Annotated in this window: 27 protein-coding genes and 1 tRNA gene; 4 read left to right on the forward strand and 24 right to left on the reverse strand. The window is 70.2% G+C overall.

What is annotated here, in order from left to right; all coding sequences use genetic code 11:
- Positions 1–8: 8 nt before the first annotated feature.
- Complete coding sequence (locus tag QYS60_RS12500; protein ID WP_289380659.1) at positions 9–626, reverse strand: CoA pyrophosphatase; 618 nt, start codon at positions 624–626, stop codon at positions 9–11.
- 130 nt (positions 627–756) lie between these two features.
- Here QYS60_RS12500 and QYS60_RS12505 point away from each other — a divergent pair, with 130 nt between their 5' ends.
- Both QYS60_RS12505 and QYS60_RS12510 read left to right on the forward strand, forming a co-directional pair.
- Positions 757–1,695 (forward strand): MoxR family ATPase, encoded by a 939-nt coding sequence (locus QYS60_RS12505; RefSeq protein ID WP_289380658.1) that lies wholly within the window; start codon positions 757–759, stop codon positions 1,693–1,695.
- Positions 1,696–1,719: 24 nt separating this feature from the next.
- Positions 1,720–2,688: a VWA domain-containing protein gene (locus tag QYS60_RS12510; RefSeq protein WP_371383316.1), complete on the forward strand. Its 969-nt coding sequence runs from the start codon at positions 1,720–1,722 to the stop codon at positions 2,686–2,688.
- 591 nt (positions 2,689–3,279) lie between these two features.
- Here the strand turns inward: QYS60_RS12510 and QYS60_RS12515 are convergent.
- The 5 genes from QYS60_RS12515 to QYS60_RS12535 form a co-directional block, all read right to left on the reverse strand.
- On the reverse strand, positions 3,280–3,717 hold the full coding sequence (locus QYS60_RS12515) for an SRPBCC family protein (protein ID WP_371383330.1): 438 nt from the start codon (positions 3,715–3,717) through the stop codon (positions 3,280–3,282).
- Positions 3,707–6,367 carry a bifunctional acetaldehyde-CoA/alcohol dehydrogenase gene (gene adhE, locus QYS60_RS12520; protein ID WP_371383317.1) on the reverse strand — a complete coding sequence of 887 codons (2,661 nt, stop codon included), beginning with the start codon at positions 6,365–6,367 and terminating at the stop codon, positions 3,707–3,709. The genes QYS60_RS12515 and adhE overlap by 11 nt, the downstream gene beginning before the upstream one ends.
- Before the next feature lie 449 nt (positions 6,368–6,816).
- Positions 6,817–6,936 carry a HepT-like ribonuclease domain-containing protein gene (locus QYS60_RS12525; RefSeq protein ID WP_369292762.1) on the reverse strand — a complete coding sequence of 40 codons (120 nt, stop codon included), beginning with the start codon at positions 6,934–6,936 and terminating at the stop codon, positions 6,817–6,819.
- Positions 6,908–7,168: a DUF86 domain-containing protein gene (locus QYS60_RS12530; protein ID WP_371383318.1), complete on the reverse strand. Its 261-nt coding sequence runs from the start codon at positions 7,166–7,168 to the stop codon at positions 6,908–6,910. The genes QYS60_RS12525 and QYS60_RS12530 overlap by 29 nt, the downstream gene beginning before the upstream one ends.
- The gene (locus QYS60_RS12535) at positions 7,158–7,463 is read right to left on the reverse strand and encodes a nucleotidyltransferase family protein (RefSeq protein WP_371383319.1); all 306 of its coding nucleotides are present in this window, start codon (positions 7,461–7,463) and stop codon (positions 7,158–7,160) included. Before QYS60_RS12535 ends, QYS60_RS12530 begins: the two co-directional genes overlap by 11 nt.
- A 342-nt stretch (positions 7,464–7,805) precedes the next feature.
- On the opposite strand from QYS60_RS12535, the gene QYS60_RS12540 reads away from it, so the two are divergent.
- The gene (locus QYS60_RS12540) at positions 7,806–8,204 is read left to right on the forward strand and encodes a replication initiator (protein ID WP_289380654.1); all 399 of its coding nucleotides are present in this window, start codon (positions 7,806–7,808) and stop codon (positions 8,202–8,204) included.
- Between the two features lie 17 nt (positions 8,205–8,221).
- Entirely contained in the window at positions 8,222–8,707 is a 486-nt protein-coding gene (locus QYS60_RS12545; protein ID WP_371383320.1) for a tyrosine-type recombinase/integrase, read from the forward strand.
- Positions 8,708–8,736: 29 nt separating this feature from the next.
- Here QYS60_RS12545 and QYS60_RS12550 read toward each other — a convergent pair.
- From QYS60_RS12550 to QYS60_RS12635, 18 genes are all read right to left on the reverse strand, one after another.
- Positions 8,737–8,810 (reverse strand) — tRNA-Pro (locus tag QYS60_RS12550).
- An 83-nt stretch (positions 8,811–8,893) separates the two neighbouring features.
- Positions 8,894–10,315: a ribosome biogenesis GTPase Der gene (gene der, locus QYS60_RS12555; RefSeq protein WP_003937289.1), complete on the reverse strand. Its 1,422-nt coding sequence runs from the start codon at positions 10,313–10,315 to the stop codon at positions 8,894–8,896.
- The gene (cmk, locus tag QYS60_RS12560) at positions 10,312–10,974 is read right to left on the reverse strand and encodes a (d)CMP kinase (protein ID WP_040782841.1); all 663 of its coding nucleotides are present in this window, start codon (positions 10,972–10,974) and stop codon (positions 10,312–10,314) included. Before cmk ends, der begins: the two co-directional genes overlap by 4 nt.
- A 17-nt stretch (positions 10,975–10,991) precedes the next feature.
- A complete protein-coding gene (locus tag QYS60_RS12565) occupies positions 10,992–11,996 on the reverse strand; it encodes a pseudouridine synthase (RefSeq protein ID WP_003937291.1) in 1,005 nt (334 codons plus the stop codon).
- A gap of 12 nt (positions 11,997–12,008) precedes the next feature.
- Positions 12,009–12,695 (reverse strand): SMC-Scp complex subunit ScpB, encoded by a 687-nt coding sequence (gene scpB / locus QYS60_RS12570; RefSeq protein WP_371383321.1) that lies wholly within the window; start codon positions 12,693–12,695, stop codon positions 12,009–12,011.
- Entirely contained in the window at positions 12,692–13,531 is an 840-nt protein-coding gene (locus tag QYS60_RS12575) for a ScpA family protein (protein WP_371383322.1), read from the reverse strand. The genes scpB and QYS60_RS12575 overlap by 4 nt, the downstream gene beginning before the upstream one ends.
- A 3-nt stretch (positions 13,532–13,534) precedes the next feature.
- Complete coding sequence (locus tag QYS60_RS12580; protein WP_289381604.1) at positions 13,535–14,518, reverse strand: ParA family protein; 984 nt, start codon at positions 14,516–14,518, stop codon at positions 13,535–13,537.
- 100 nt (positions 14,519–14,618) lie between these two features.
- Positions 14,619–15,536 (reverse strand): site-specific tyrosine recombinase XerD, encoded by a 918-nt coding sequence (xerD, locus tag QYS60_RS12585; RefSeq protein WP_371383323.1) that lies wholly within the window; start codon positions 15,534–15,536, stop codon positions 14,619–14,621.
- Between the two features lie 4 nt (positions 15,537–15,540).
- Positions 15,541–16,170 (reverse strand): NUDIX hydrolase, encoded by a 630-nt coding sequence (locus QYS60_RS12590; protein WP_289381602.1) that lies wholly within the window; start codon positions 16,168–16,170, stop codon positions 15,541–15,543.
- Between the two features lie 6 nt (positions 16,171–16,176).
- The gene (locus QYS60_RS12595; RefSeq protein WP_371383324.1) at positions 16,177–17,961 is read right to left on the reverse strand and encodes a CTP synthase; all 1,785 of its coding nucleotides are present in this window, start codon (positions 17,959–17,961) and stop codon (positions 16,177–16,179) included.
- A gap of 159 nt (positions 17,962–18,120) precedes the next feature.
- Positions 18,121–19,071, reverse strand: coding sequence for a copper transporter (locus QYS60_RS12600; protein ID WP_371383325.1), 951 nt, complete (start codon positions 19,069–19,071; stop codon positions 18,121–18,123).
- The gene (gene steA / locus QYS60_RS12605; protein ID WP_003937299.1) at positions 19,068–20,252 is read right to left on the reverse strand and encodes a putative cytokinetic ring protein SteA; all 1,185 of its coding nucleotides are present in this window, start codon (positions 20,250–20,252) and stop codon (positions 19,068–19,070) included. Before steA ends, QYS60_RS12600 begins: the two co-directional genes overlap by 4 nt.
- A gap of 56 nt (positions 20,253–20,308) precedes the next feature.
- Positions 20,309–22,096, reverse strand: a complete 1,788-nt coding sequence (recN, locus tag QYS60_RS12610) for a DNA repair protein RecN (RefSeq protein WP_371383326.1) — start codon at positions 22,094–22,096, stop codon at positions 20,309–20,311.
- Between the two features lies 1 nt (position 22,097).
- On the reverse strand, positions 22,098–23,042 hold the full coding sequence (locus tag QYS60_RS12615) for an NAD kinase (RefSeq protein ID WP_289381598.1): 945 nt from the start codon (positions 23,040–23,042) through the stop codon (positions 22,098–22,100).
- A complete protein-coding gene (locus QYS60_RS12620; RefSeq protein WP_371383327.1) occupies positions 23,039–23,863 on the reverse strand; it encodes a TlyA family RNA methyltransferase in 825 nt (274 codons plus the stop codon). The genes QYS60_RS12615 and QYS60_RS12620 overlap by 4 nt, the downstream gene beginning before the upstream one ends.
- A gap of 1 nt (position 23,864) precedes the next feature.
- The gene (locus QYS60_RS12625; RefSeq protein WP_193788864.1) at positions 23,865–24,032 is read right to left on the reverse strand and encodes a hypothetical protein; all 168 of its coding nucleotides are present in this window, start codon (positions 24,030–24,032) and stop codon (positions 23,865–23,867) included.
- A gap of 109 nt (positions 24,033–24,141) precedes the next feature.
- Positions 24,142–25,131, reverse strand: coding sequence for an HAD-IIA family hydrolase (locus QYS60_RS12630; RefSeq protein ID WP_371383328.1), 990 nt, complete (start codon positions 25,129–25,131; stop codon positions 24,142–24,144).
- Positions 25,128–26,339, reverse strand: coding sequence for a hypothetical protein (locus tag QYS60_RS12635; RefSeq protein ID WP_371383329.1), 1,212 nt, complete (start codon positions 26,337–26,339; stop codon positions 25,128–25,130). The genes QYS60_RS12630 and QYS60_RS12635 overlap by 4 nt, the downstream gene beginning before the upstream one ends.
- Between the last annotated feature and the right edge of the window lie 105 nt (positions 26,340–26,444).

Genomic DNA, 26,444 nt, shown 5'->3' on the forward strand with positions numbered 1-26,444 from the left:
GCGACCGGTCACCTCCACGCGAACACGGGCTGTTCCAGGTCGTCGATACGGGTGCTTCGGCGATGGAGCACGACTTCGCGGAACTGGTACACCACCGCAGCGGTAGGTGCGTGGACGAGATGACCCCGGAACGGCCACTGGATCACCGGCTTGTCCGATTCCGGAATGGTGACGAACCGGGGTTCACTGTCGAGTTCGGACTCGGTGACGGCATAGAGTGCGGCGACCTCGTCCGGGTTGGGAACGAGATCGCCGATCGCCGCATCCACCCAGACGACGTAGGGCGAGATGACGTAGCCCGAGCGGGTGATGTAGTCGTCCAGGCGGCCGAGGATGCCGCCGGGATCGGCGCGCAGTCCGAGTTCCTCGTGCAGTTCGCGCAGCGCGGCCACGTCGGGGGTCTCCCCGTCGTCGAGGCGTCCGCCCGGCAGTGCGAACTGACCGGGATGAGATCGCAGGCGCGTCGGTCGGCGAGTGAGCGGCACGACCGGCTTCCCGTGGCCGTCGTCGAGTACGGCGACGACCACCGCGGCGTGACGCCGGCCGTCCAGGGGCAGAAAACGGGGCTCGAACGCGGCGAGTGCCGACCCGGCCTCGCTCGGGTCCAGGGGGTGCCGGACAGTCATGGCACCGACATTAGGCGGTGGGAACTGCGATTCTGCGCATGGATTACCGAATCGCTCCGTCCGGCGCCCCCTGCCGGTGCATAGTTGTTCGACGAAACGAACAGATTCAGGGGCACACGAGGACGTGAGCATGCAGCGCACCATCCGATCGATGGCAGAGGTCCGGCGGGGAGTCGCAGAGCGAGTGGTGGGACGCGTCCGCGAGGCCGATCTTCTGCTCGCCGCGATCGGGGCAGGGCGCGACGTACTCCTCGAGGGGCCGCCGGGGACCAGCAAGTCCACTCTGCTCGGGGCCATCACCGCCGAGCTCGGCAGTCCGCTGATGTTCGTCGAGGGGAACGCCGATCTGACGCCGGCGCGCCTGGTCGGGTATCACGATCCGGCACGGGTGCTGTCCGAGGGCTACCACGAGGACAACTTCGTGCCCGGACCGCTGGTCGCGGCGATGCGCGACGGTGGCGTGCTCTACCTCGAGGAGTTCAACCGATCGCCCGAGGACACACTCAACAGCCTGCTGACCGCGATGGCGGAACGGCGGATCACAGTGCCGCGGGTGGGCACGGTGACAGCCGATCCGGCGTTCCGCGTGGTGGCCTCGATGAACCCGTTCGACAACATCGGTACCGTCCGGTTGTCGATGAGTGTGCACGACCGGTTCTGCCGGCTGTCGGTGAGTTATCAGGACACGCGAGCCGAACACGAGATCGTCGTCCGACGGACCGGATGCGGGTCGGCACGGCTCGTCGACGATGCGGTAGCCCTCACCCGTGCGACGCGGGAGCACCCCGATCTGAGGGGTGGGTCCAGCGTCCGCGGCGCGATCGACCTGACCCTGGTCGCCATGCAGCTGTTCGATATGCGCGGGGTTTCCGACGATCTACCGGACTCGACCGACCCACCGCGGGATCTTCCGTCGGACTACACCGACGCTGTGCTCGACGCGCTGCTGGTGGCGCTGTCCGGACGGATCGCGGTCGACGAGGTCTCCGAAACCACTCCCGAAGCGGTGCTGCGGGAGATCTGGCAGGACCACTTCCTTCTCCGTCCTGCTGCCGCCGCCCCCGGTTGAAGGTCCGTCCCCGCCGAGAGCCCCGTGCACCATCGTGCTCAGCGCCACTCCACCGGCCGGGGAAAGCCGTTCCGGCGCAGGCCGAAGCAGCTGTCCCTCGACCCGGCCCTGTACGAGCACCGCGGTGGCGGCCAGGGTCTGGTGATGGTGGGTGGCCCGCATCGCGCCGGGCGTACCCCCGGATCGGGAGCCGGCGCGGGTCCCGGGCAGACCGACGAGCCGGCCGAGGTACTGCACCTGGCCGATCTCGATGCCTCCGGTCCGGTCGCGGACGCCGAGGTCCGACGCCGGGCACGCGAGATCGCTGCGCGGCTGTCCGTGCCGCGCCCACGACGTCGTCGTGCGCCGCGGAGGGGCCTCGGCAGGCTGCAGAGCCTGCCGTATCGGGACGGTGCCGAGGAACTCGACCTCGACCGCACTGTCGAGATTCTCGCCGAAGATCCGTTCGCGCGGTCCACGGATCTGGTGATGCGGGATCGGATCCGCGATCGCCGGAAGGTGGTGCTCGTCGTCGACATCTCCGGCTCGATGCGCGGCGAGCGCATCCGCACCGCCGCGGCCGCGGTCGGTGCCATGGCCGGCGAGTTCGGACACGACGATCTGGCCGTGGTGGCCTTCTGGTCCGAAGCCGCTGTCCTCAGTGCCCTCGGGGAGCCGGTCTCCCCCGCCGGGCTCGTGGACCTGCTGCTCCGGATCCCGAGCAAGGGCCTCACCAACGTCGGCTTCGCGCTCGAGGTGGCACGAGGTCAGCTCCGGGACGTACCTGCGGACGAGGGACGGGTGCTGCTCCTGTCGGATTGCGTGCACAACGCCGGGCCCGATCCGAGGACCGCGGCAGCCCGGCTCCCCCGGCTCGACGTGCTCGCCGACATCTCCGGCGAGCACGATCTGCTCACCGCTCGCGACCTTGCGCGGGCCGGGAGGGGACTCGCCCTGCCCATCCGTCGACACCGGGACGTCGCTGCAGCGATCTCGCGTGCATTCGGCGCCTGACGGGTGGGTCGGTGCTTGTTTGTGCTGGTGGTTGGGTGTTTTACGGAAAGTAGAGTTCGGTAATTTATTGATTTCCGTCAGCGTCGGATTTTCAACACGCCGAGTGGGAGATGTGGTGTTCCAGGAATCTCGAGTTTCCGTCTGATTCGAAGTCGGTTGCAGCGCCCGCGCCCCGCGCACTCCTCGACCAGGTGCGATCCGGGTTCTGTGGGAACGACGGAGAAGGTGCCCAGCCACATGCCTCGCCCGGTGGCCGACCGTGTGACGTACTTCATCCCTCCCCCGTACCGGCATCCGTACGGGCCGGACGTCTCACCGGCAGCTACCACCGCCGGCAGAGGTCACAGGGCGCGCCACGATCCGCTGCCGCGGGGAACGGCCGAGAAGAACCCGCGATTTGTTTCCGGCCGGCGCCGCGTGCAAGGGCGTGGCCCCGCAGGGGTTCGACGCCGCGAAGACTCCACTCCCTCCGGACGGGGTCGTCGGTGACCGAGCGCGGACGCTCGTGGTGCGGAGGGCGCTGAGCGCGGACCCGGGTAACACCCTGCGCATCGGCGGCACGCACCCGCGGGTGCTGCCCTCCCCCGGCCTTCAGCTCTCGAGGCGCTTCTTCAGACCGGTGAGCGTACTGTCGACCAGGCCCTTGATCACGCGATTTCGCAAGAATCCGGGCAGCGGCAGATTGTGATGGATCGTCAGCTCGTACGTCACCGAGGTTCGGTCGGGACCGACCGCGACCAGCTGGTAGCGGCCCTCCTGTCCGGTCTGCAGGCGTCCCTGCAGCATCGTCCAGCTCATGCCGTCGTCACGGTGCTGGTAGGTGAGGGTGTAGCTGTCGGTGCCGACAGTGGCCGACGCCTTGAACCGGGCGGTGCGCGGAAGTCCGGACTCCTCCTCGACCTCGAGGACCTGGGCCTCGAGGATCTCGGGGATCCACTCGGTCTGGCTCTCGATGTCGCGGATGGTCGTGAGCACGGTGTCCAGGGGTGCGTCGACCTGGATCGTCCTGGTGGCGCTGTCAGTGGGCATGCTCACCGTCCCCGTAGTAACCGAGCCGCAGGAGCTCGGTGATCTCGCTGATCAGCGGCATCCGAGGGTTCGTGCGATTGCTCAGGTCCTGGAACGCGGTCATCGCCAGCTCCGGCAGCGCGGCCACGAACTCCTCCTCGGGGACGCCGATCTCCTTCAGGGTGCGCGGCACCTGCATGCGGCGGAGCAGATCTTCGACGCCCTGGAACAGCCGTCGGCGGCTCTCCTCCGGGTCGTGCCCGCCGAAGACGATCCGCCCGAGCTGGGCATACTTCTCCGGCGCGACGTAGGCGGAGTAGCCGGGGGCCGGCATGAATTTGGTCGGCAGGCTGGCGTTGTAGCGGAGGGTGTGCGGAAGGAAAACGCCGTTCACCCGCCCGTGGGCGATCCCGAACCGGGCGCCGACGGAATGCGCGAGCGCGTGGTTCGTGCCGACGAACGCGTTCGAGAAGGCGAGACCGGCAAGAGTCGCGGCATTGGACATGTCGGTGCGGGCGGCCAGATCATCCGGATCGTCGTACACCCGCGGCAGCGCCTCGAAGATCAAGCGCGCGGCCTGGACACAGAACGCATCGGTGTAGGGCGAGGCGAAGATGGAGGCCGCCGCTTCCAGCGCGTGGGTCAGGGCGTCGATTCCGGTGTCGACCGTCAATGTGCGTGGCATCGAGAGGGTGAGCATCGGGTCCACGATCGCCATGTCCGGAACCAGGGAATAGTCGACCAGGGTTTCCTTGCGGCCGGCGACGGTGAGTACGGCCGCGGGTGAGACCTCCGAACCGGTGCCGGCGGTGGTGGGGATCGCCACCAGCCGCAGCTTGTGCGGATCCTGCGGGTACTCCGCCATGCGCTTGCGCGGGTCGAGGAACGGCAAGCTCAGCTCGGCCAGGTCCTTCTCCGGATGTTCGTAGAACAGCCGAATGGCCTTCGCCGCGTCGATCACCGACCCACCACCGATGGCGACGAGCAGGTCCGGCGGGTTCCCCTCGAGCAGGGTGACTCCGCGGCGGATGGTGGCCTCGTCCGGTTCCGGCTCGACCTCGCTGAACACCTTGACGTGTTCGGCACGCAAGTGGGCGCGTAGGTCGTCGACCACTCCCCGCTGCTCACTGAGCGCGTCGGTGACGACCACGACGCTGGTGCAGGGGACGTCGCGGAGGTTCTCGAGTGCACCGGCGTTGAAGAAGGTGTTCGACGGTACCCGGAACCACTGCGGCGGAGTGCGCCGGTGCGCGACGGTCTTGATGTTGAGCAGTTGCTGGTAGTTGACGTTCTCGGTGGTGCTCGACCCGCCCCACGTGCCGCAACCCAGCGAGAACGTGGGCGTCAGATTGTTGTAGATTCCGCCGAGGGCCCCCACCGCAGTCGGAGCGTTGACGAGGATCCTGCCGGTGCGCACGGCCCGGCCGTACGCGTCGATCACGGCCGGATCGGTGGCGTAGATGGCGGAAGTGTGGCCGAGACCGCCGTGTTCGGTGACGAGGACGGCGGCGTCGATGCCGTGCTGGACGTCGCGGGCCCGCACGAGGCCCAGGACCGGCATCAGCTTCTCCTGCACCAGGGGGTGCGCCGCGAGCCGTTCGAGGTCGGACGGCAGCGGCGCGAGGAGCACCTTGACCGCGGGATCCACCGTGAAGCCCGCGCGGGCAGCGAGTTCGGGAGCCTGCTGGCCGAGCGCGGCGAGGTTGACCTTGTCGCCGCAACCGAACGCGAAATCGGCGATCGCCTCCGCCTGTTCGTCCGTGAGCAGGTGCGCCCCCATCCGTTCGAACTCCGCGACGGTGGCGTCGTAGATCTCGTCGTCGATGATGCAGGTCTGTTCGGCGGGACAGATCACGGAGGCGTCGAAGGTCTTCGAGATCAGGATGTCGACGACGGCGCCCCTGATGTCGGCCGTGCGGTGCAGGTAGATGGGAGCGTTGCCCGGACCCACACCGAGGGCCGGCTTGCCGGCGGCGTTGGCCAAGGCGACGATCTTCTGGCCGCCGGTGACCCAGATGAAGTCGACCTTCGGGTGTTTGAACAGGTAATGGGTGACCTCGTGAGCGGCGTCGGGGATGACCTGGAGCGCGCCCGGGGGCATGCCGGCGGCCTCCGCCGCCGCGCGCAAGATCTCCACCGTGCGCTCGCACGAGCGCACGGCGAAAGGCGACGGGCGGAAGATGACGGCGTTCCGGGTCTTCGCCGCGACGATCGCCTTGTACAGCACGGTGGACGTGGGGTTGGTAACCGGGGTGATGGCCAGGACGACGCCGATGGGTTCGGCGACGCGGACGATGCTGTGTTCGACGTTCTCCTCGATCACGCCCACGGACTTCTTGTCCTTGAGGTAGTCGTAGAGGAATTCGGTGGCCACGTAGTTCTTGACGACCTTGTCCTCGAAGACACCGAATCCGGTTTCCTCGATCGCGACCGCTGCGAGTTCCGCGGCCGCCCGGATGCCGGCCCGCACCATCGCTTCGACGATCGCATCGACCTGTTGCTGGTCGAGGGTGCGGAACTGGGCCGCTGCCGCGGTCGCCGTGTCGACCACCGCGTCGACCTGCTCGTGCCGGACCGGACCGGCATCGACGGCGGGAATGGTCTGCGCTGTGGCCGCGTCGCCGGAGCTGTCGACGGCCTGGGATCCGGTGCCGTTCCGGGTTTCGGTCATGTTGTCTCCTCGGACTGGAGATGCCCGTCGCGCCTCGGTGTGGCCGCGGCTTCTGTTCGCGACAGTACTCGCGGCACGGGGGGTTGACTGCGGTCTTTGGACCCTGACCGTGGGCCTTTCGCGGACCTGTCCCGCCGCTGGGAAACGAACGATCCCGGGGCCGGAACGGCGCGGTGTATCGGCCCGGGTGCACAGACGCGAACGAGGCGGCCCCGGAAATCCGGGACCGCCTCGTTCGTCGGTCGGGCTGACAGGATTGAACCTGCGACCACTTGACCCCCAGGTCGGGGGCTCGAGGACCTGAGCGTGAACCGACTGTCTGTAGTCGTCTGTCCTCGTCTGTCGCTGTCGCTGGTTCAGGCGTGAAATCGGGTGATCGAACGTGACGTTGGTCCCCGCCGGGTCCCCGGTGGCATAGCGCGTCGGCCGCTGGCTCCGCCTCCCCGTCGCTATGCGGTTTCGTCTTCGCCGAGGAGCCGTCCAAGTAGCGCGGCCAGGTCCCTGACGCGCGTCGTTGCGACCTCCCAGACGAGCTCGTTGTCAATGACGGCGTACCCGTGGATGAGCACGTTCCGGAAAGCGACGATCCGTGGCAGGTCCGGGATCAGGGTGGCGGTGTCCGGGTCGAGACGGCTGAGCGCTGTTGAGCGCCTCGCCGATGATCTCGAACTGTCGCTCAACTGCTGAGCGGAGCATCGCGTCGCTCTCGTACTCGTGCCATGTCCGGTCCGCGACGAACTGGGCGACCAGCCGAGCGACCTTACGGGCGTCCCATAGCAGCCCCGGCGCCTCAGGCCGCATAGACCTCGTACCCGTTCTCCTCGACCGACGCAGCGAAGTAGGGATTCTCCAGGGCAACGGGAGAGGCAAGATCGACCGGGTGGCCGAGCAGGACTTCCAGCGACTCCTTGAGACCGAAGTAGGCGTCGAAGCGGTTCACGACGTCGTCGCGGAACTCGACGAGGAAGTCGACATCACTGGTCGACTCGTTGAAACGTTCGGTGACGGCCGAGCCGAAAACGACCAGCCGCTTTACGCCGTACCGCTCGCAGGTCTCGGCGATCGCCGCGCGATCAAACACGAGAGGCCCAGCCATGACGCTCTCCTCCCCCTCCCGGAGTCAACTTGCACCAGTCTGGCACGTCATGCCATCGACACCCGACAATTCTGCCGCGGGACAGGGGGCTGACGCTCTCGAGGGGCACGCCAAATCGTTCCGGAGCGACCTCGACGGCCGCCGAAGCTGCGTGAGACAGAACGGCTGGCCGTCGAGGTTGATCCGTGTCCAGGGGGCGGGGGTCACTTGGTACCACTCCCCTCGCGTTGCGCCGCGCAGCGGCGCCCCTGATCTTCGAATAGTCCAATTCGGCAACATATGGCTTTGTGGCGGTGTCGTGCCGGGTGATGTGCGGCAGATCGGTACCAACGGATGTGCGACATGCGCAGCTGCGCCAACTGGCTGCGCTACGGCATCCAACCCCGCCATCCCAAGGCCGGGCTCACCCCGGGCTACCGCAAGGGCAAGGTCCACCGCCGCAAGACCCTTGGCTTCGGCGGGCGCCGCGTCCTCGTGTCCCGCAAGTGGTCCGGCAAGACCCTCGCCGACCACCGCGCCGACCGACGCGCCTGGGTCCGCGACCTCCTCGGCCTGCCCGACAACCCCGAGGCCGACAAGTACCTCTGGGTCCAGGCCGACCCCACCGATCCCGACGTCCTCCCCCGCGAGAACCGACTCCTGCTTGCCATCGCCGACCGCAGCCGCTGGCGCGACCAGCTCCGCCGCGCGCCCGACGAAGCCCGCGGAGTGACCACGACAAAAGACGTCCCGGCAATCTGACCCGCGGCCTGATCCACGTGTTTCGGCAGACCTATCCGGGGCGCGGCAAGCTGGTGACCAAGGAGACGAAAGGCTGCCGTCGGCGCACCGTTCCGATCATCGAGCCGCTGCGTCCGACGCTCGAGCGCCTCACCGCCGGCCGCGACTCGACGGCATGGCTGCTCACCGGCCCACGGGGAGGCGTGATCACCACGGCCACGCTTCGTGACGCGACCCGCTGGGACGACGTCGTCCGCGAGATCGGCCAGCCCGGCCTCGTACGACACGGGCTGCGGCACACCGCGCTGACCTGGATGGCCGCCGCGGGCGTCGAGCTGCACATCCTCCAGCGCGTCGCCGGCCACCAGGACCCAGCCGTCACCAGCCGCTACCTGCACCCCGACGTGCACGCGATGCTGGACGCCGGAGCTGCGTTCTCGGCCTGGTGGTCCCCTTCTGGTCCCCAGCGTCCCAACCTTGCAGTCGTTCGACGGAGCCGCGGTGGGGACGAAAAAGGGGCCTGACCTGCATGAACAGGTCAGGCCCCAGAAAGTCGGGCTGACAGGATTTGAACCTGCGACCACTTGACCCCCAGTCAAGTGCGCTACCAAGCTGCGCCACAGCCCGTCCGCGCTCTCGTCGAGCGCTCGTTGAGATTACAACAGAGACGGACCGATTCACCAATCGCCTGGTCACGGCACTTTCGGACGCTATTTGCTCCGGCGGTCCCGCTTCTCGCGCACGCGCACGGAGATCCGCACCGGGCTGCCCTCGAAGCCGAACTCCTCGCGCAGTCGCCGTTCGAGGAAGCGGCGGTAGCCGGCTTCGAGGAAGCCGGTGGTGAACAGCACGAAGGTCGGCGGTCGGGTGCCGGCCTGGGTGGCGAACAGTACCCGGGGCAGGCGGCCGCCGCGCATGGGCGGCGGAGTCGCGGCGATGACCTCCTTGAGCCAGGTGTTGAGACGGCCGGTGGAGATGCGCTTGTCCCACGACTCGAGGGCCGTCTCCATGGCCGGCACGAGCTTCTGCACGGCCCGGCCGGTCTTGGCGGAGATGTTCACGCGCGCCGCCCACGGCACGCGCAGCAGGTCGCGTTCGATTTCCCGGCCCAGCTCGTAGCGTCGGTCCTCGTCCACGAGGTCCCACTTGTTGAAGGCGATGACGAGGGCGCGGCCGGCGTCGGCGACCATCGAGATCACCCGCTGGTCCTGCTCGGTGATCGGTTCGGAAGCGTCGATCAGCAGCACCGCGACCTCGGCGGCCTCGATGGCGCCGCGGGTGCGCAACGAGGCGTAGAACTCGGCGCCGGAGGCGGTGTTGACGCGTTTGCGCAGACCGGCGGTGTCCACGAACCGCCAGGTCTTGCCGCCGAGTTCGACGAGGGAGTCCACGGGGTCGACCGTCGTGCCGGCGACGTTGTGGACCACGGATCGTTCGTCGCCGGCCAGCTTGTTGAGCAGGCTGGACTTGCCGACGTTCGGTTTGCCGACCAGTGCGACACGACGCGGCCCCTGTCCCCCAGTGCCTTCCCGCGGAGTCTGGGGCAGCACCGCGAGCAGTTCGTCGAGCAGATCACCGGTCCCGCGACCGTGGGTGGCCGACACCGAATACGGCTGTCCCAGGCCCAGCGACCACAGTGCCGCCGCCTCGGACTCGACGCGATCGTCGTCGACCTTGTTCGCGACGAGCAGCACCGGCGTCTTGGACCGGCGCAGCACCTTGGCCACCGCCTCGTCGACGGCGGTGGCCCCGACGGTGGCGTCGACGACGATCAGGATCGCGTCGGCCGTGCGCATCGCGATCTCTGCCTGCCGCGCGACGGACTGTTGCAGGCCCTTGGCGTCGGGTTCCCAACCGCCGGTGTCCTGCACCATGAATCGGCGACCGTTCCAGGTGGCCTCGTACGAGACGCGGTCGCGGGTCACGCCCGGCACGTCCTCGACGACTGCTTCGCGACGACCGATGATGCGGTTGACCAGGGTGGACTTGCCGACGTTGGGACGTCCGACCACGGCGACGGTCGGCACGGGCACGAACTCTTCGAGTTCGGCGGCTCCGGCGAGCTCGAGGTCCCAGTCCGATTCCTCCGACCAGGTGCCGTCACCGGCGAATTCCGTCACGTCCTCGCTCACAGGGTCGCTCCCGTCTGTTCGGCGACCACGGCGGCGAGCGCGGCGATCACTTCGTCGATGTCCATCTCGCTCGTGTCGACGACGATCGCGTCGTCCGCCGCGCGCAGCGGGGACACCGCGCGGGTGGAATCGAGGTGGTCGCGGCGCTGCACCGCGGCGAGCACCGCCTCGTAGTTGTCGCCGCGGCCTTCGGCGATGTTCTGCCGGTTGCGCCGCTGCGCCCGTGCCTCGGCGGAGGCGGTGAGGTAGATCTTCACGTCCGCGTCGGGGAAGACGGCGGTGCCGATGTCGCGGCCTTCGACAACGATGTGTCCCGCGTCACGGCCGATGCGCTGCTGCGCTGCGACGAGGGTCCGGCGGACGGCGGGAACGGCGGACACGGCCGAGACGGCGCCGGTGACCTCCGCACCGCGGATGATCTCGCGGACGTCCTCCCCGGCGAGCCGGATGTCCTCGGTCTCCGGGTCGGTGCCGATCGACCAGGGCAGGGACTCGGTGGCGGCGGCGATGGCGGCCGGATCGGTCAGGTCCGCACCCGTACGCAGTACGTGCAGGGTCGCGACGCGGTACATGGCGCCGGTGTCCAGGTATGCCGCGCCGAGGAGCCGTGCGAGTCGCTTGGAGACGGTGGACTTGCCGGTGCCCGAGGGACCGTCCATGGCGACGACGAGGGAGCTCACAGGCCCACCGCCTGGTAGAGGCCGCCGACTTCCTTGCGGCCGAGCACCCGGAGGGTGCCGGGTCGCTGGTCGCCGAGCGCGACGGGTCCGATGTCGGTGCGCACGAGGCGGATCACGGGGTGGCCGACGGCGTCGAGCAGGCGCCGCACGATGTGCTTGCGGCCTTCGTGCAGTTCGAGGCGGACCAGCGATTGGCCCTCGTTGACCTGCAGGAGCGCGAAGGAGTCGACTTTGGCGGGGCCGTCGTCGAGTTCGACGCCGGCGCGCAGCTGCTTGCCGATCCCGCGTGGGAGGACACCCTTGACGGTGGCGAGGTAGGTCTTGGTCACCTCGTAGGAGGGGTGCATGAGCCGGTGGGCGAGTTCACCGTCGTTGGTGAGCAGCAACAGTCCTTCGGTGTCGGCGTCGAGCCGGCCGACGTGGAAGAGGCGCTGGCCGGCGGCGACGCGTTCGGAGACGATGTCGCCGACGCAGGGGCGGCCGAGGTCGTCGGACATGGTGGACTGCCAGCCGCGGGGCTTGTTGAGCACGAGGTGGACGAGGTCCTTGTCGACGACGACGCGGATGCCGTCGACGCGGATCACGGCGTTCTCCGGGTCCACGCGCAGGCCCTGCTCGGTGACGATGGAGCCGTCGACCTCGACGCGACCGGCGGCGATGAGTTCCTCGGCGGCCCGGCGGGACGCGACTCCGGCCTGGGCGAGGACCTTCTGCAGGCGCACGCCTTCGCCGGCGGGCAGTTGCGGGCGTTCGGCGGCGTGCTGGTGCCGGGCGGGTTTGGCGTTGCTGATCTTGGGCAGGGTCGCCGGGCGCTGGGCCTGGGGTTTGGGGGCGGCGGGACGGCCGCGCTTGTTGAGCGGGGTGTCGCCCTTGCGGTGTGCCTTCTTGGGTGTGGCCGCGCGGGCGGTGGGTTCGCCCCGTCGTTCGCGGGGTGGGTTCCCTGCGCGGGAGGTGGTTTTTCTGCGGTCCGGTGTGCCATCACGGCGAGCGGGCTTGTGCACTTTTTTCCTGTCTCAATCGGGATCGAACGGCGCGGGCGAGGTGGACTCGGTGCGCGGGTTCCTTCCCATTCTCGCAAATCGTGGGTCGGCCTCGAGACTTTCGCTGATGTCGTCGATCACATCGACGTCCGGAAGCAGCGGCGCGAGGGGTGGCAGATCCTGCAGAGAGGCCAGTCCGAGGCGTTCGAGGAACAGTTCGGTGGTGACGTAGCGGGTGCCGCCGGTCTCGGGGTCGGTACCGTCCTCGGCGATCAGGTCGCGGGCGAGGAGGGTGCGCATGACGCCGTCGACGTTGACGCCGCGGACCGCGCTGACGCGGGCGCGGGTGACGGGCTGGCGGTAGGCGACGACGGCGAGGGTCTCGAGGGCGGCGCGGGTGAGTTTGGTGCGGGCGCCGCCCTGCAGGAGGCGTTCGACGTAGGGGGCGTAGTCGCGGCGGGTGTAGAAGCGCCAGCCGTCGCCGGCGTAGCGCAGATCGATGCCGGAGCCGCGCGCGTCGAGGTCGGCGGCCATGCGGTGCAGGGTGGTCTCGACGCGGGTGGCGGTGACGCCGATGGCGTCGGCGAGCTGGGCGTTGGGGGCGGGGGTGTCGACGACGAGCAGCAGTGCTTCGAGGGCGGCGACGAGTTCGTCGTCGCTCATCTCCAGCAGTTCCGCGTCGAGTCCGTGCGTATCGGGGTCCGGTGTGGCGCTGCTCACCCGTAATCCTCCTCGAATGTGGTGACGGCGTCGTCGTTTTCGCCGGTCCAGGCCACGTGCAGCGGCCCGAGCGGTTCGGGTTGGTCGAAGGTGACGGCTCGTTCGCGGTAGAGCTCGAGCAGGGCGAGGAACCGGGCGACGACCTGCAGCCCGTTGTCGCATTCGGCGACGAGGTGGCCGAAGGTGGCCCAGGTGCCGGCGCCGTGGGCGCGCAGGAGGGTGAGCAGGCGGGCGGCCTGTTCCGGGACGGAGACGCGGGGGGTGTGGAGGTGGTCGAGGCCGACGCGGGGGGGCGGTTTGGGCTGGAAGGCGGCGGTGGCGATCTCGGCGAATCGGGTCGCGTCGACGCCGAGGACGACCTCGGGTAGGAGGTTCTCGTACTGCGGTTCGAGGGAGACCGCGCGGGGGTAGCGGCGCAGGGCGGCGGCCTCGAACTCGGCGAACCGGTCGGCAATCTGTTTGAAGGCGCGGTACTGCAGCAGGCGGGCGAAGAGCAGGTCGCGGGCCTCGAGCAGGGCGAGGTCCTCGGGGTCGTCGACGTCGCCGGACGGCAGGAGGCGGGCGGCCTTGAGGTCGAGCAGGGTGGCGGCGACGACGAGGAATTCGGTGGTCTGGTCGAGTCCCATCCGGGGGCCGAGGGCACGGGTGTAGGCGATGAATTCGTCGGTGACCTCGTGCAGGGCGACTTCGGTGACGTCGAGGCGGTGCTGAGAGATCAGGGTGAGCAGCAGGTCGAAGGGACCTTCGAAGTTGCGCAGTCGTACTTGGAATCCCGCGGGGGGCGCGGCGGGCTGGGCCGGATCCGGAGCGGTCGGGCCTGGGTGGTCCACGGTCACGGGTTATCGGCCGGAGCGGTGGATCACTTCGCGGGCCAGGGCCCGGTAGGACTCGGCGCCGGCGGATTTCGGCGCCCAGGTGGTGATGGGTTCGCCGGCGACGCTGGTTTCGGGGAATCGCACGGTGCGGGCGATGACGCTGTCGTAGACGAGGTCGCCGAAGACCTCGACGACGCGGGACATCACCTCGCGGGCGTGCAGGGTGCGGGAGTCGAACATGGTCACGAGGATCCCGGCGAGGCTGAGCTTGGGGTTGAGCCGGTCGCGCACCTTGTCGACGGTGTCGTTGAGCAGGGCCAGTCCGCGCAGGCTGAAGTACTCGCATTCCATCGGGATGATGACCGCGTCGGCGCAGGCGAGCGCGTTGACGGTGAGCAGGCCGAGGGACGGCTGGCAGTCGACGAGGATGTAGTCGTAGCGGTCGAGGACGGGGTACAGGGCCCGGCCGAGGGCTTGTTCGCGGCCGACCTCGGAGACGAGCTGGATTTCGGCGGCGGACAGGTCGATGTTGCTGGGTAGCAGGTCCAGTCCTTCGACCCGGGTGTGCAGCAGCACGTCGTCGACGGAGATGCCGCGTTCGACGAGGAGGTTGTGCACGGTCAGGTCGAGGTCGTGGTGGGCGACGCCGAGCCCGGCGGACAGGGCACCTTGGGGGTCGAGGTCGACGAGCAGGACGCGGCGGCCGTATTCGGCGAGGGAGGCGCCGAGGTTGATGGTGGAGGTGGTCTTGCCGACCCCGCCCTTCTGGTTGCACATCGCAATGATCTTCGCGGGCCCGTGGCTGGGCAGCGGCTGCGGTTCCGGGACGTACCGGCGGGGTCGTCCGGTGGGGCCGAGTTCGGCCTCGGGTTCCGCGGTGTGGGCCGGATCCGGGTCGGTGTGGGCCGTGTCGGCGTCGGCCCGGCCGTGGAGCAGGGCGTGCTGCGCGGCAGGCGCTGTGTTCGCGGCGGGCGCTGTGTCCGCTGCGGGCGGTTGTGGTGTCGCCACTGTCCCCTGCTCCCCCTGTCCTGCTCGCTCGGTTGTCGGGTCAACGCTACCGCTTCGGATGGTGCGATGGCGCCGTGGACACGCCCTGCCGTCGCGGCCGCTACCGGGCGCGGGGGTGGGCCCCGGCCCATACCTCGCGCAGCGCACCGGCTGTGACCTGCGTGTAGATCTGGGTGGTGGTCACCGAGGCGTGGCCGAGGAGTTCCTGGACCACACGCACGTCGGCGCCGCCGTCGAGGAGGTGGGTGGCGAAGGAGTGGCGCAGGGTGTGCGGGGAGACGGCGGCGGTGATTCCCGCCCGGCCGGCGGCGGTCTGCAGTACCTGCCAGGCGCTCTGCCGGGACAGTCGGCCACCTCGGGCGTTGAGGAACAGGGCGGGGGTGTGTCCGGCGGCCAGGGCGGGACGGCCGCGGACCAGATAGGCGTCGACGGCGGCCAGGGCGGGACGGCCGACGGGTACGACGCGTTGCTTGCCGCCTTTGCCGCGTAGCAGCACCGACCGGTGGGTGGTGTCGAGGTCGTCGACGTCGAGGCCGACGGCCTCGGAGATGCGCGCACCGGTGGAGTACAACAGTTCCAGCAGCGCCCGGTCGCGCAGGTCTCGTGGACCGTCGGCGCTGGTGCCTGCGGCGTCGAGGATGGCCGATACGTCGGCGACCGGCAGGGCCTTCGGCAGACGCCGGCCCGCGGCGGGGGGTTTGACGGCGCGGGCGACGTCGACGGGGGTGCGCCCTTCGGTGGTGGCGAAGCGGTGCAAACCGCGCACGGCGACGAGGGCTCGGGCGGCGGAGCTCGCGGCGAGGGCGGGCCTGCCGCGTTCGAGGTCGCCGCGGCGCAGCGCGGTCACGAAGTCGCCGACGTGTTCCTCACGCACCTCGGCGAGATCGTCGATGCCGAGGTCGGTGAGGTGCTCGAGGTATCGGGTGAGGTCCCGACGGTAGGACGCGAGGGTGTTGGGGGCGGCCCCGCGTTCGACGGTGAGGTGGTCGAGGTAGGCATCGAGCTGCCGGGCCAGCACGGCGTCAGTTCTCCAGGCTCTTGGTGCGCAGCAGGGCGCGGGGCCGGTCGGGCCACTCGGCGTCGGCGGGGCGCAGGGCTCCCCCGTCGCGGCGGGTGGCGGCGAGAGCGAGGATTCCGGCGACCGCGGTGGCATTGACGATCTGTCCGCCGAGCACCATGGCGACGGCCTCGTCGACGGGGACGCGGCGGATCTCGAGGTCCGCCTCCTCGTGTTCGGGGTCGGGCCGGTCGGCCGTGGACAGGTCCCGGGCCGCGTATACGCGCACGGCCTCATCGGTGAATCCCGGGGAGAGGGCGAGGTCGACGAGCAGGTCCCAGCAGGCGGCGGCCAGGCCGGTCTCTTCGGTGAGTTCCCGGCGGGCCGCGTCGAGCGGGTCCTCGCCGGGCGCGTCGAGCAGCCCGGCGGGCAGCTCCCAGAGGCGGTGGCCGAGCGGGTGGCGGTACTGGTGGATGAGGATCAGCCGATCCTGTGCATCGACCGCGGCGATCGCGACGGCGCCGTGGTGTTCGACCACCTCCCGCTCGGCCTCGTGCCCGTCGGGCATGGCGACCCGGTCCACACGCAGCGACACGATGGCGCCGGTGTGGATCCGGCGCGTGGACAGCGTCCGGAACTCGTGTCGCTGCGTCACGGTCGGCTACTTCCCGCCGGCGGTGGCGTTCTCGGACACGGTGGCGTCCTCGGACACGGTCGCCACCGCGTCGCCGCCGTCGACCCGGGAGTGGTCGGCGTCGTCGCCGTGCACGTCCACGGGCAGCCGCTCGGCGGCCTTGTACCGGATCGCGGCCGCGACGAACGCGGAGAACAGCGGGTGCGGCCGGGTGGGGCGGCTCTTGAGCTCGGGATGTGCCTGGGTGGCCACGAAGAACGGGTGCACGTCGGCGGGGTATTCGACGAACTCGACGAGATGCCCGTCCGGGGAGGTGCCCGAGAAGGCCAGACCCGACTTGGCGATCCGGTCCCGGTAGGCGTTGTTGACCTCGTAGCGGTGGCGATGCCGCTCGGAGACCCGTTCGCTGCCGTAGGCACGGGCGACGACCGAGCCCTTGGCGAGCACGGCCGGGTAGGAGCCGAGCCGCATCGTGCCGCCCAGGTCGGCTTCTCCGGCAACGGCCTGCTCCTGATCGGCCATCGTGGAGATCACCGGATGGGTGGTGTCGGGGTCGAATTCGGCGGAGTTCGCGTCGGCGATGCCGACCGAGCGGGCCGCTTCGATGACCACGCACTGCAGGCCCAGACACAGGCCGAGCAGCGGTATCTTGCGGGTGCGGGCGTAGCGGATCGCGCCGAGTTTGCCTTCGATGCCGCGGATGCCGAAGCCCCCGGGGATCAGGACCGCGTCCACGTCGCCGAGTGCGGCCTGGGCGCCGGCCTCGGTTTCGCAGTCGTCGGAGGGTACCCAGCGGATGTCGACCTTGGCGCGGTGCGCGAACCCACCGGCCCGCAGCGCCTCGGTGACCGACAGGTAGGCGTCGGGCAGGTCGACGTACTTGCCGACGAGGGCGACCCGCACGGTCTCGCGCGGCTGGTGCACCCGGTCGAGCAGATCCCCCCACACGGTCCAGTCCACGTCCCGGAACGGCAGGCCGAGCTGGCGGACGACGTAGGCGTCCAGGCCTTCGCGGTGCAGGACCTTGGGGATGTCGTAGATCGACGGGGCGTCGGGGCAGGAGATGCAGCCGTCGACGTCCACGTCGCACATCAGCGCGATCTTCGCCTTGAGGGCTGCCGGGACCTCCCGATCGCAGCGCAGTACCAGCGCGTCGGGCTGGATGCCGATGTTGCGCAGCGCCGCCACCGAATGCTGGGTGGGCTTGGTCTTCAGCTCACCCGACGGCGCCAGGTAGGGCACGAGGGAGACGTGCAGGAAGAAGACGTTGCCGCGACCGACGTCGTGGCGGACCTGGCGCGCCGCTTCGAGGAAGGGCTGGGACTCGATGTCGCCGACGGTGCCCCCGATCTCGGTGATGACCACATCGGGAACGTTGCCGTCCTTGTCGGGGCCGGCCATCGCCATGATCCGGTTCTTGATCTCGTCGGTGATGTGCGGGATCACCTGGACGGTATCGCCGAGGTACTCGCCGCGCCGCTCCTTGGCGATGACCGTGGAGTAGATCTGGCCGGTGGTGACGTTGGCGGCGGCGTTGAGATCGCGATCGAGGAAGCGTTCGTAGTGGCCCACGTCCAGGTCGGTCTCGGCGCCGTCCTCGGTGACGAAGACCTCGCCGTGCTGGAAGGGGTTCATGGTGCCCGGATCGACATTCAGATAGGGGTCGAGCTTCTGCATGGTCACGCGCATTCCGCGCGCGGTGAGAAGAGCGCCCAGGCTCGATGCCGTCAGCCCCTTGCCCAGCGAGGAGGCGACGCCCCCGCTGACGAAGATGTGCTTGGTGGCGGTACGCGAGTGGCGTGACTGTGGCAAAGAAGCTCCCGTGACGTCTGGTGCAGGACTTCGGACTGATGACGGAACTACTGGGGCCTGCACGACCCACGGAACTTCACGGTAACACCTGTCGCGGGTCCCGCGTGCACGACTCGCCCGGATCGGACGGGGATCACACCGGCCGCCGTGCCGCGCACGTCAGCGGGCGGCGGTTCCGACGGTGACGGCGCCGGCGTTGGGCCCGGTTCCGTACCGGCCGGACACCCCGGCGAGTTGTTCCTGCAGCGCCAGCACCGTGGTGATACGGCCGGATTCGCGGTCGACGGTGTCGACCGTGGACAGACCGGCCGACAGCGCCGCGTCGGCCCGCACCACGGCGACGGCCCCGTTGCCGACGGCGGCGCCGGGCCGTCCGGCCAGGACCGTGCCGGCGCCGCGGGAGTCGAACGCGGCGGTGAAGCGGGCCAGCAGCGCACCGCGGTTGCCGCCGGCCTCGGCCCCGGCCTTCCCGTCGCCGGTGACGACGATGGCGGCCTGCGCGGGCTCGACGGTCCCGTCGTCGTATGCGACGAATCCGCCGCCGCGCAGCGTGGACAGGGCGAGGTCGCGTTCCTGGGGTGTGCTGCGCGGTTGCGCGTTCGCCGGATCGACGAGCAGCACGGCGCCGAGCAGGTCTCCGGCCAGGCTGCCCTGGTCCACGGCGCCGGTCTGCAACTGCACCCCGGCGGGCACGACGTTGGTGACGGTGGTGCGCAACTGGTCGGCGCCCGCGGCGTCGACGAAGGACTCGGTCAGCGAGATCCGGCCGGTCACGGCGGCGCCCGCGGCTTCCACGGTGCGGATCACCGCGTCCAGGTCGGCGGGGTCGGTGTCGGGGGTGGCGATCATGAGCACCGTGCGGCCGGCGAGCGTGTCGCGCACGACGCGTCCGGACACCGCGGCATCGAAGCTGTCCGCCGCGTTGAGCTGCTCGGTGAGCGCGTTGGCGCGGTCCTCGGCGTCCTGCAGCCGGCGCTGCAACTCGGACCGGTCGTCGCGCAACCCGGTGACGACGCTGTCCGACAACAACCCGGAACCGAGGGCGATGCCCACGGCAAGGGCGAGGAAGACTGCTGCGATCGATATTGCGTGGTGACGCAACGAGATCACGCGGTCAGCCCCTGCACCCACACCACGAGGCTGTCCCAGCTCTGCACGGCCCAGTCCACGACGTCGCCGCCGAGGTTGGACACGATCAGGGCGACGATCACGGCGATCAACGCGGCGAATACCAGCAGGGCGATCACCCCGCCGGAGACGCGGCTGCGGTAGAGGGTGGCGACGGCCTTGGCGTCGACCAGTTTCGGCCCCACCTTCAGCCGGGTCATGAACGCCGACGGGTTGCTGTCACGGCGGCCCTGGTCGAAGAACTCGTCGAGCGAAACGGTGCTGCCGACGGTGACGATGAGGGCGGCGCCGTGATGGTCGGCCAGCAGCAGCGCCAGGTCGGCGGGGGCACCGGTGGCGGGGAACGTCATCGCGCCGATGCCCAGGTCCTGAATCCGTTCGAGACCGGGTGCGTGACCGTCGTGATCGGCCGGCAGCACCACCTCGGCGCCGGACTTGAGGGTCTCGGTGCCGATCTCGTCCGGGTCGCCGACGATCAGATCCGGGCGGTACCCGGCCCGGACGAGCGTGTCGGCGCCGGTGCCGACACCGACGAGGACCGGCGAGTACTCCTTGATGAACGGTTTGAGGTTCTTCAGGTCCTGCTCGTGGTCCGGTCCGTCCGCGACCACCACCACGTGCCGGTCGCGCAGGTCCACGTCGACGTCGGGCACTCCGACCCCGTCGATGAGCAGCGGGCTCTCCGAGCGGATGAACTCGATGGTGTTGCCCGAGAACGCCTCGAGGTGGTCGACCAGACCGGTCTTCGCCTCGATCATGCGGTCGGAGATCTCGGTCTCGGTCTGCTCCTCGCCCTGGATCAGCAGCCGCTCCCCGGAATAGACCCCGCCCTCGTGCAGGCGGACCTTGGCGCCGTCCTTGATCTTCTTGAACACCTCGGGACCGGTGTTGTCGATCAGGGCGATGCCGTTGGCGACGAGCACCTCGGGACCCAGGTTCGGGTAGCGTCCGGTGATCGACGTGGAGGCGTTGATCACGGCGGTCACCCCCGCCTCGACGAGCGCGTCGGCGGTGACACGGTCCATGTCGACGGCGTCGAGAACGACGATGTCGCCGGGACCGACCCGACGCAGGAGCTTGGCCTGGTTCTTGTCGACCCGGGCAATGCCGCTCACTCCGGGCAACGTTTCGTTATTGCGTGACAGCAGCGCCGGCATCTTCATGGCATCGATGATGAACCCGGGCCGCGGCCGGGCAACGGAGGCGCGCCGGGGCGGGATCAGCCCCGTCGTTCGGCGTGCGCGGTGGCGAGCAGTTCCTCGGCGTGGGCCCGGCCCGTCTCGGTGTCGCCGAGACCGGCGAGCATACGGGCGAGTTCGGCGACTCGTTCGGTGTCGGTGAGGGTGCGCACCCCGCTGCTGACGACACCGCCGGCGTCGTCGACCTTGTCGACGACGAGGTGGGTGTCGGCGAACGCAGCGACCTGCGGCAGATGGGTGACCACGATCACCTGATGCGTGCGCGACAACCGGGCCAGGCGCCGGCCGATCTCGACCGCCGCGCGACCGCCGACCCCCGCGTCGACCTCGTCGAACACCATCGTGGCGCCGCGTTCGGATCCGGCCAGCACCACCTCGAGCGCGAGCATCACGCGGGAGAGCTCGCCGCCGGAGGCGCTGCGGGCGATCGGCAGGGACCGGGCGCCGCTGTGCGCAGCGAGCCGGAACTCGACGTCGTCGACACCCGACGTGCCGGCGTGCAGCAAGCGCCCGCCGACCTCGAGAGGGGCGCTGTCCTGCGGTCCCGCCTCCCGGTCCCGCACCTGCACGTCCAGGCTCGCCCGTCCCATCGCCAGGCCGGAGAGTTCCTTGCTCACCGCCTTCGCGAGCTTGTCGGCAACCTTCCTGCGGGCGGCGGAGAGAGCGGTGGCGGCTTCGGCGGTCGCGGTGGCCTCGCGATCGGCGCGTGCGGCGAGCTCGGCGACCGCATCGGCGGACACGTCGATCCGCGACAACCGTTCCCGGGCGTCGCGGGCCCACGCGAGCACACCGTCGATGTCGGCGGCGTACTTGCGGGTGAGCGATTTCAGCTCGGCCTGGCGGCCGAGCAGCGTCTCGAGGGCGCCGGGATCGGACGGCAGGTCCGACAGGTACCCGGACAGCTCGCCCGCGACGTCGGTGACCACGGCGATGGCCTCGTCGAGCCGGGGCCCGAGCTCGCGCAGCGCGGGGTCCTCGGCCGCTTCTAGGCGCGCCCGGGACTCCCCGAGCAGATCCAGCGCCGCCGCGCCGCCCACGTCGTCGCCGCCGGCGAGGGCGGCTTGGGCCCCCTGCGCGGAGTCCCGCAGCGAATCGAGGTCGCCGAGCCGGCGCACCTCGGCCACGATCCGGGTGTCCTCCCCCGGCTGCGGGTCGACGGCGTCGATCTCGTCGAGCGCGAACCGCAGGCGGTCCGCCTCCTGCGCGAGTTCGCGGGACTTCTCGGTGCGTTCGATCAGCTCGTCCCGTGCGGTCAGCCAGCGCCGGCGGTGTTCCTGGTACGTCGCCAGCAGCGACGTGATCGTCTTGCCGGCGAACCGGTCGAGCGCGGCGCGCTGCTGGTCGGGTCGCAGCAGCCGCAGCTGATCGTTCTGGCCGTGCACGGTCAGCAGTGGATCGGTGAACTCCGAGAGCACCCCCACCGGGACACTGCGACCGCCGAGGTGGGCGCGGGAGCGGCCGTCGCTGCCGACGGTGCGGACCGCGATGATGCTGCCGTCCTCGTCACGCTGGGCGCCGGTCGTCTCGAGCAGGCGTGCCACCTCCCGCTCGACGTGGCTGGGCACTGCGCCCGCCGCGCGCGAACCACCGTCGGCATCGATGCAGAACCGACCCTCCACGACGGCGCGGGCGGCGCCGACACGGACGCGGGACGGGTCGGCGCGCACCCCCGACAGCAGATGCAGGCTGGTCACGACCATGGTCTTGCCGGCTCCGGTTTCACCGGTCAGGACGGTCAGACCGCCGTGGAACTGGGCGCCCGCCTCGGAGATGACCCCCAGGTTGTCGATCCGGATCTCGGCAAGCACCTCACAGTCTCCTTCCCCGCCAGCCCTTCACCGGAAGATCGAACTTGCGCACCATGCGGTCGGCGAACGGCGCCGAGTCCAGGCGCACCCATCGCACGGGATGCTTGCCGCGGACCACCTCGAGCCGTCCTCCCGCGGGCAGATCGAGGGTGCGGCGGCCGTCGCAGAACACGAGCCCGTCGTGGCTGCCGGCGAGGGTCTCCACGGCGATCAGCGATTCCGGGCTGGTCACCAGGGGCCGGGCGAACAGGGCATGGGCGTTGCTGGGAATCACCAGCAACGCTTCGAGTTCCGGCCAGACGATCGGGCCGCCGGCGGAGAACGCGTAGGCGGTCGAGCCGGTCGGGGTGGCGATCAGCACGCCGTCGCATCCGAACGCCGACACCGGCCGCCCGTCGACCTCGAGTACCACCTCGAGCACGCCCAGGCGGGACTTGTTCTCGAGGCTGGCCTCGTTGAGTGCCCACCCCCGGTCGACGATCACGTCGTCGACCCGGATCGCCACGTCCAGCGTCATCCGCTCCTCGACCCGGTACTCGCGGCGCACCACCTGTGCCAGCGCCTCCTCGAGGTGCTCGGCCTCGGCCTCGGCGAGGAAACCGATGCGCCCCAGGTTGATTCCGAGCACGGGTACCGTCGCGCACTGGGCCAGTTCGGCGGCCCGCAGGAAACTGCCGTCGCCGCCGAGCACGATCACCATCTCGCAGCCCCGGGCGGCGTCCGGTCCGGGTTCGACGATGCGGACCCGTCCCTCCGGTCCGGCCAGGGGGCCCAGACCGGTGCTGGCGACCTCGTCGTCGAGCACCCGCAGCCCGATGCCCGCGTCGCCGAGGATCTTCGCCGTGCGCTGCGCCGTCGTGGCGATCTCGACCCGTCCCGAGTGGGACACGAGCAGGACCTCGCGGGTCGCCCGCGCCGGGCCGGGCGCTGCACTATCTGTGGTCACTGGGGTCCTTCCTGCACGGCTCGTTCGACCAGCTCGACCACGTCCGTGTCCGGTTCGGCCGGGCCCGGTTCCCCGGCGCGCAACCACAGGAAGTACTCGACATTGCCGGAAGGTCCGGGCAGCGGACTGGCCACCGCCCCGAGGGTACGCAGCCCGAGAGTCTGAGCCTCGCGAGCGACACCGAGGACCGCCTCGGTGCGCAACGCCGCATCCCGGACGACACCGCCACTGCCGACTCGCTCCTTCCCCACCTCGAACTGCGGTTTGACCATGGGCAGCAGATCCGCGCCCGCAGTCACACACCGCACGAACGCCGGAAGCACCAGTTTCAGCGAGATGAACGACAGATCCGCCACCACCAGCTCGACCGGTCCCCCGATCGCATCCGCATCGATGTTACGCACGTTTGTTCGATCGATCACGTGGACCCGGTCGTCGGACTGCAGGCGCCACACCAGCTGGCCGTAGCCCACGTCCACGGCGACGACTTCCCGGGCGCCCTCGTGCAACAGCACGTCCGTGAAGCCCCCGGTGGAGGCCCCGGCGTCGAGACACCGCCGGCCGGCGACCCGGAGTCCCTGGGGGGTGAACGCCTCGAGGGCGCCGAGCAGCTTGTGGGCACCTCGTGACGCCCACTCCACCTCGTCGGCCACCTCCGTGACCAACAGGGGCGCCCCGGGATCGACCTGGGTCGCAGGCTTCGTCGCGACGGTGCCGTGGACGAGGACCCGCCCCGCGGCGATCAGTTCGCCGGCGTGCTCGCGGGACCGGGCGAGGCCCCGGCGTACCAGCTCCGCGTCGACTCGCGCTCGCCGGGCCACGTCAGATCTTGTCCACGGTGGCGAGCGCCTGGACGAGCAGATCGTGTGCCTGCTCGAGCAGCTGCGCCTGCCGCGGGATGATCTCGGACGGATCGGCCGCGTCGACGGCGGTGTCGCGGGCACGCGTGAGCAGCCCCTCGACGTCGGTGTGGATCGACCGCGGATCCATACCAGGATGGGAGCCTGGAAGGTGATCGCCTGGGCGTGGTATCGACGTGCTCATCATCGACCACGCTAGTGCATGCCGGTGACGAACCGGCACACCCCGCAGAACGGTCTCAGCGGGGCATTCCCCACCGTGCCAGCAGGTCGTCCGTCGCCACGACCCGGCCGAAGCCGGGGTGGGACCAGGCGACGTCGAGCACGGCACGAAGCGCGGCCATCGGATCTGCGGCCGGCTGCGGGGCCAGATGCACGTCCCGGCCGTCGAACGACACCGTGTAGGCCTCGCGCGTACCCGGCCGCAGCACGGCTGCCTCGCTGTCGAGGCTCGCGAGCGAGTCCGCAACATAGGTGGGACGTTGCTCCGCCGGGGCGCGGAGCAGGTCCGCGACCGTGCTCACACCGGTCAGCACCAGCAGCGAATCGACACCGACGGCATTCGCGCCGGCGATGTCGGTGTCGAGCCGGTCGCCGACCACGAGCGGACGCGAGGCACCGCTGCGCCCGACGGCGTCCTCGAGCAGCGGTGCGGCCGGTTTGCCGGCCACCAGCGGCTCACGTCCGGTCGCCGACCTCAGGGCCGCGACCATGGAGCCGTTCCCGAGCACCAGACCTCGCTCGGTGGGCAGCGTCGAGTCGACGTTCGTCGCCACCCACAGCGCGCCGGAGCGCAGTGCGAGTGTCGCCTCGGCGAGAATTGCCCATCCGGTTTCCGGGGAATGCCCCTGCACGACCGCCACCGGTTCGGCATCGGCGGAGCGTACCGGCACCAGCCCGACGCCGGCGACCTCGTCGACGAGGGCATCGGTGCCGACCACCAGCACCGGCGCGCCGGCCGGCACCCGCTCCGCCAGCAGCCGGGCCGCGGACTGGGAGCTGGTGACCACGTTCGACTCGTCGGCCGCGAAACCGAGTTCGCGCAGGTGTTTGGCGACCTCCCCCGGGCGGCGGCTCGCGTTGTTGGTGACGTAGAACAACCGCTCGGCGCCGTCGGACAGGGCCTCACGGGCACCCGGGACCGCTTCGGCGCCGCGGTAGACGGTGCCGTCCAGATCGAGCAGCAGGACGTCGTAGTGGGTCCGCAACGACGCACCCGTACCTGTCACTGATCCTCTCCGGTGAGTTCGGCGACGCGCTCCTCGGCGTCGGTGTCCCCGTCCAGATCCGCGGCAGCGGCGTTGAGGAACCACTTCAATCCGTCCTCGGTGCGTCCCGCTGCCACGAGCGCGTCCGCATACGCGTAGAACAGCCGTGCGGCGGACGGTCCGGTGCGTGAGGCGTCCAGTTCCGGCGTCTGAAGGGTCACCACCGCCTGGTCGAACTGTCCCAGATCCATCCGGGCACCCGCGACGACGATGCGCAGCTCGGTGGCCTCGTCCCCGGTCAGCGCACGAGCCTCGTCACTACGGCCCAGCTCGATTGCCCGTTCCGGCCGGCCGAGTCCGCGCTCGCAGTCCGCCATGACCGCCAGCAATCCGGGTCCACCGGCCATCCGGCGGGCGGCGCGCAACTCGGACAACGCCTCGGCCCATTCGCCGGCGTGGTAGGCCGTGATGCCCGCTGCCTCCCGGACCACGGCGATGCGGCCGGCGCGCTGCCGCGCAGCACGCGCGTGTGCCAGCGCGACACGGGGGTCGTCGTCGATGAGGCGGCCGGCCATGACCAGGTGCCGGGCCACCGCATTGGCGTTCGACTTGTCCAGGCTCAGCAGATCCCGGCGGATGGTCGGATCCAGTTCGGACGCTTCGACGTCTTCGGGAAGATCCGGCTCGTCCGGACGAGAGTCGCGACGCGCAGCAGGAGCACCTTCGCGACCCCGGCCCGGGCCGAAACCGCCTTCGCCGCCGCGGCGACGCGGGGCGCCGCCGTCCCGACGCTCGGGTCCGTGACCAGAGCGGGATGCACCTGCGCGCCGATCGTCCCGGGCCCGGTCGTCCCTGCGCTCACCGGTGCGGCGATCGTCGGTGCGGCGATCGTCGTTCGCGGCCCGGTGCCGGCCCTCGGTGCGGGGTCGGTCGTCACGACATTCACCGTAGGGGCGGTCCGGCCGGTCTCCCGCCGGGCGATCACTGCGGCTTCGCTCCGGACGGCCGCTGCCTCGGGAATCGTTCCCGTGCCCTCCTGCACCCTCGTTTCGACGTTGCCCACGGAAAGTGCGGTCGTCGCCGCGACGGTCCGGCCGGCCCGGAGATTCCTGTCGGCGCTCCTGTCCCCGGTCGGCGCCCTGGCGATGCTCGCCACCGTCTCCGCGTCCCGACCTGGGAGTGGACCCTCCACCCCGGAAGGATCGACGCTCACCACTGTTGTCGGACACAGAAAAATCCTTTCATGAAAAACAACGAGAGGGGACCCACCAGGTGGGTCCCCTCTCGTGAACGGGTGTTCGGCGGTGTCCTACTCTCCCACACCCTGTCGGGTG

It is taken from the genome of Rhodococcus sp. GXMU-t2271 (assembly GCF_041414735.1).
Classification (GTDB): domain Bacteria; phylum Actinomycetota; class Actinomycetes; order Mycobacteriales; family Mycobacteriaceae; genus Rhodococcus; species Rhodococcus indonesiensis.

Coding starts and splice junctions, on each gene's coding strand:
- QYS60_RS12500 (WP_289380659.1), bottom strand. CDS start 626: ATGACTGTCCGGCACCCCCTGGACCCGAGCGAGGCCGGGTCGGCACTC.
- QYS60_RS12505 (WP_289380658.1), top strand. CDS start 757: ATGCAGCGCACCATCCGATCGATGGCAGAGGTCCGGCGGGGAGTCGCA.
- QYS60_RS12515 (WP_371383330.1), bottom strand. CDS start 3,717: ATGCCCACTGACAGCGCCACCAGGACGATCCAGGTCGACGCACCCCTG.
- adhE (WP_371383317.1), bottom strand. CDS start 6,367: ATGACCGAAACCCGGAACGGCACCGGATCCCAGGCCGTCGACAGCTCC.
- QYS60_RS12530 (WP_371383318.1), bottom strand. CDS start 7,168: ATGCGGCCTGAGGCGCCGGGGCTGCTATGGGACGCCCGTAAGGTCGCT.
- QYS60_RS12535 (WP_371383319.1), bottom strand. CDS start 7,463: ATGGCTGGGCCTCTCGTGTTTGATCGCGCGGCGATCGCCGAGACCTGC.
- QYS60_RS12540 (WP_289380654.1), top strand. CDS start 7,806: ATGCGCAGCTGCGCCAACTGGCTGCGCTACGGCATCCAACCCCGCCAT.
- cmk (WP_040782841.1), bottom strand. CDS start 10,974: ATGGACGGTCCCTCGGGCACCGGCAAGTCCACCGTCTCCAAGCGACTC.
- steA (WP_003937299.1), bottom strand. CDS start 20,252: ATGAAGATGCCGGCGCTGCTGTCACGCAATAACGAAACGTTGCCCGGA.
- QYS60_RS12625 (WP_193788864.1), bottom strand. CDS start 24,032: ATGGATCCGCGGTCGATCCACACCGACGTCGAGGGGCTGCTCACGCGT.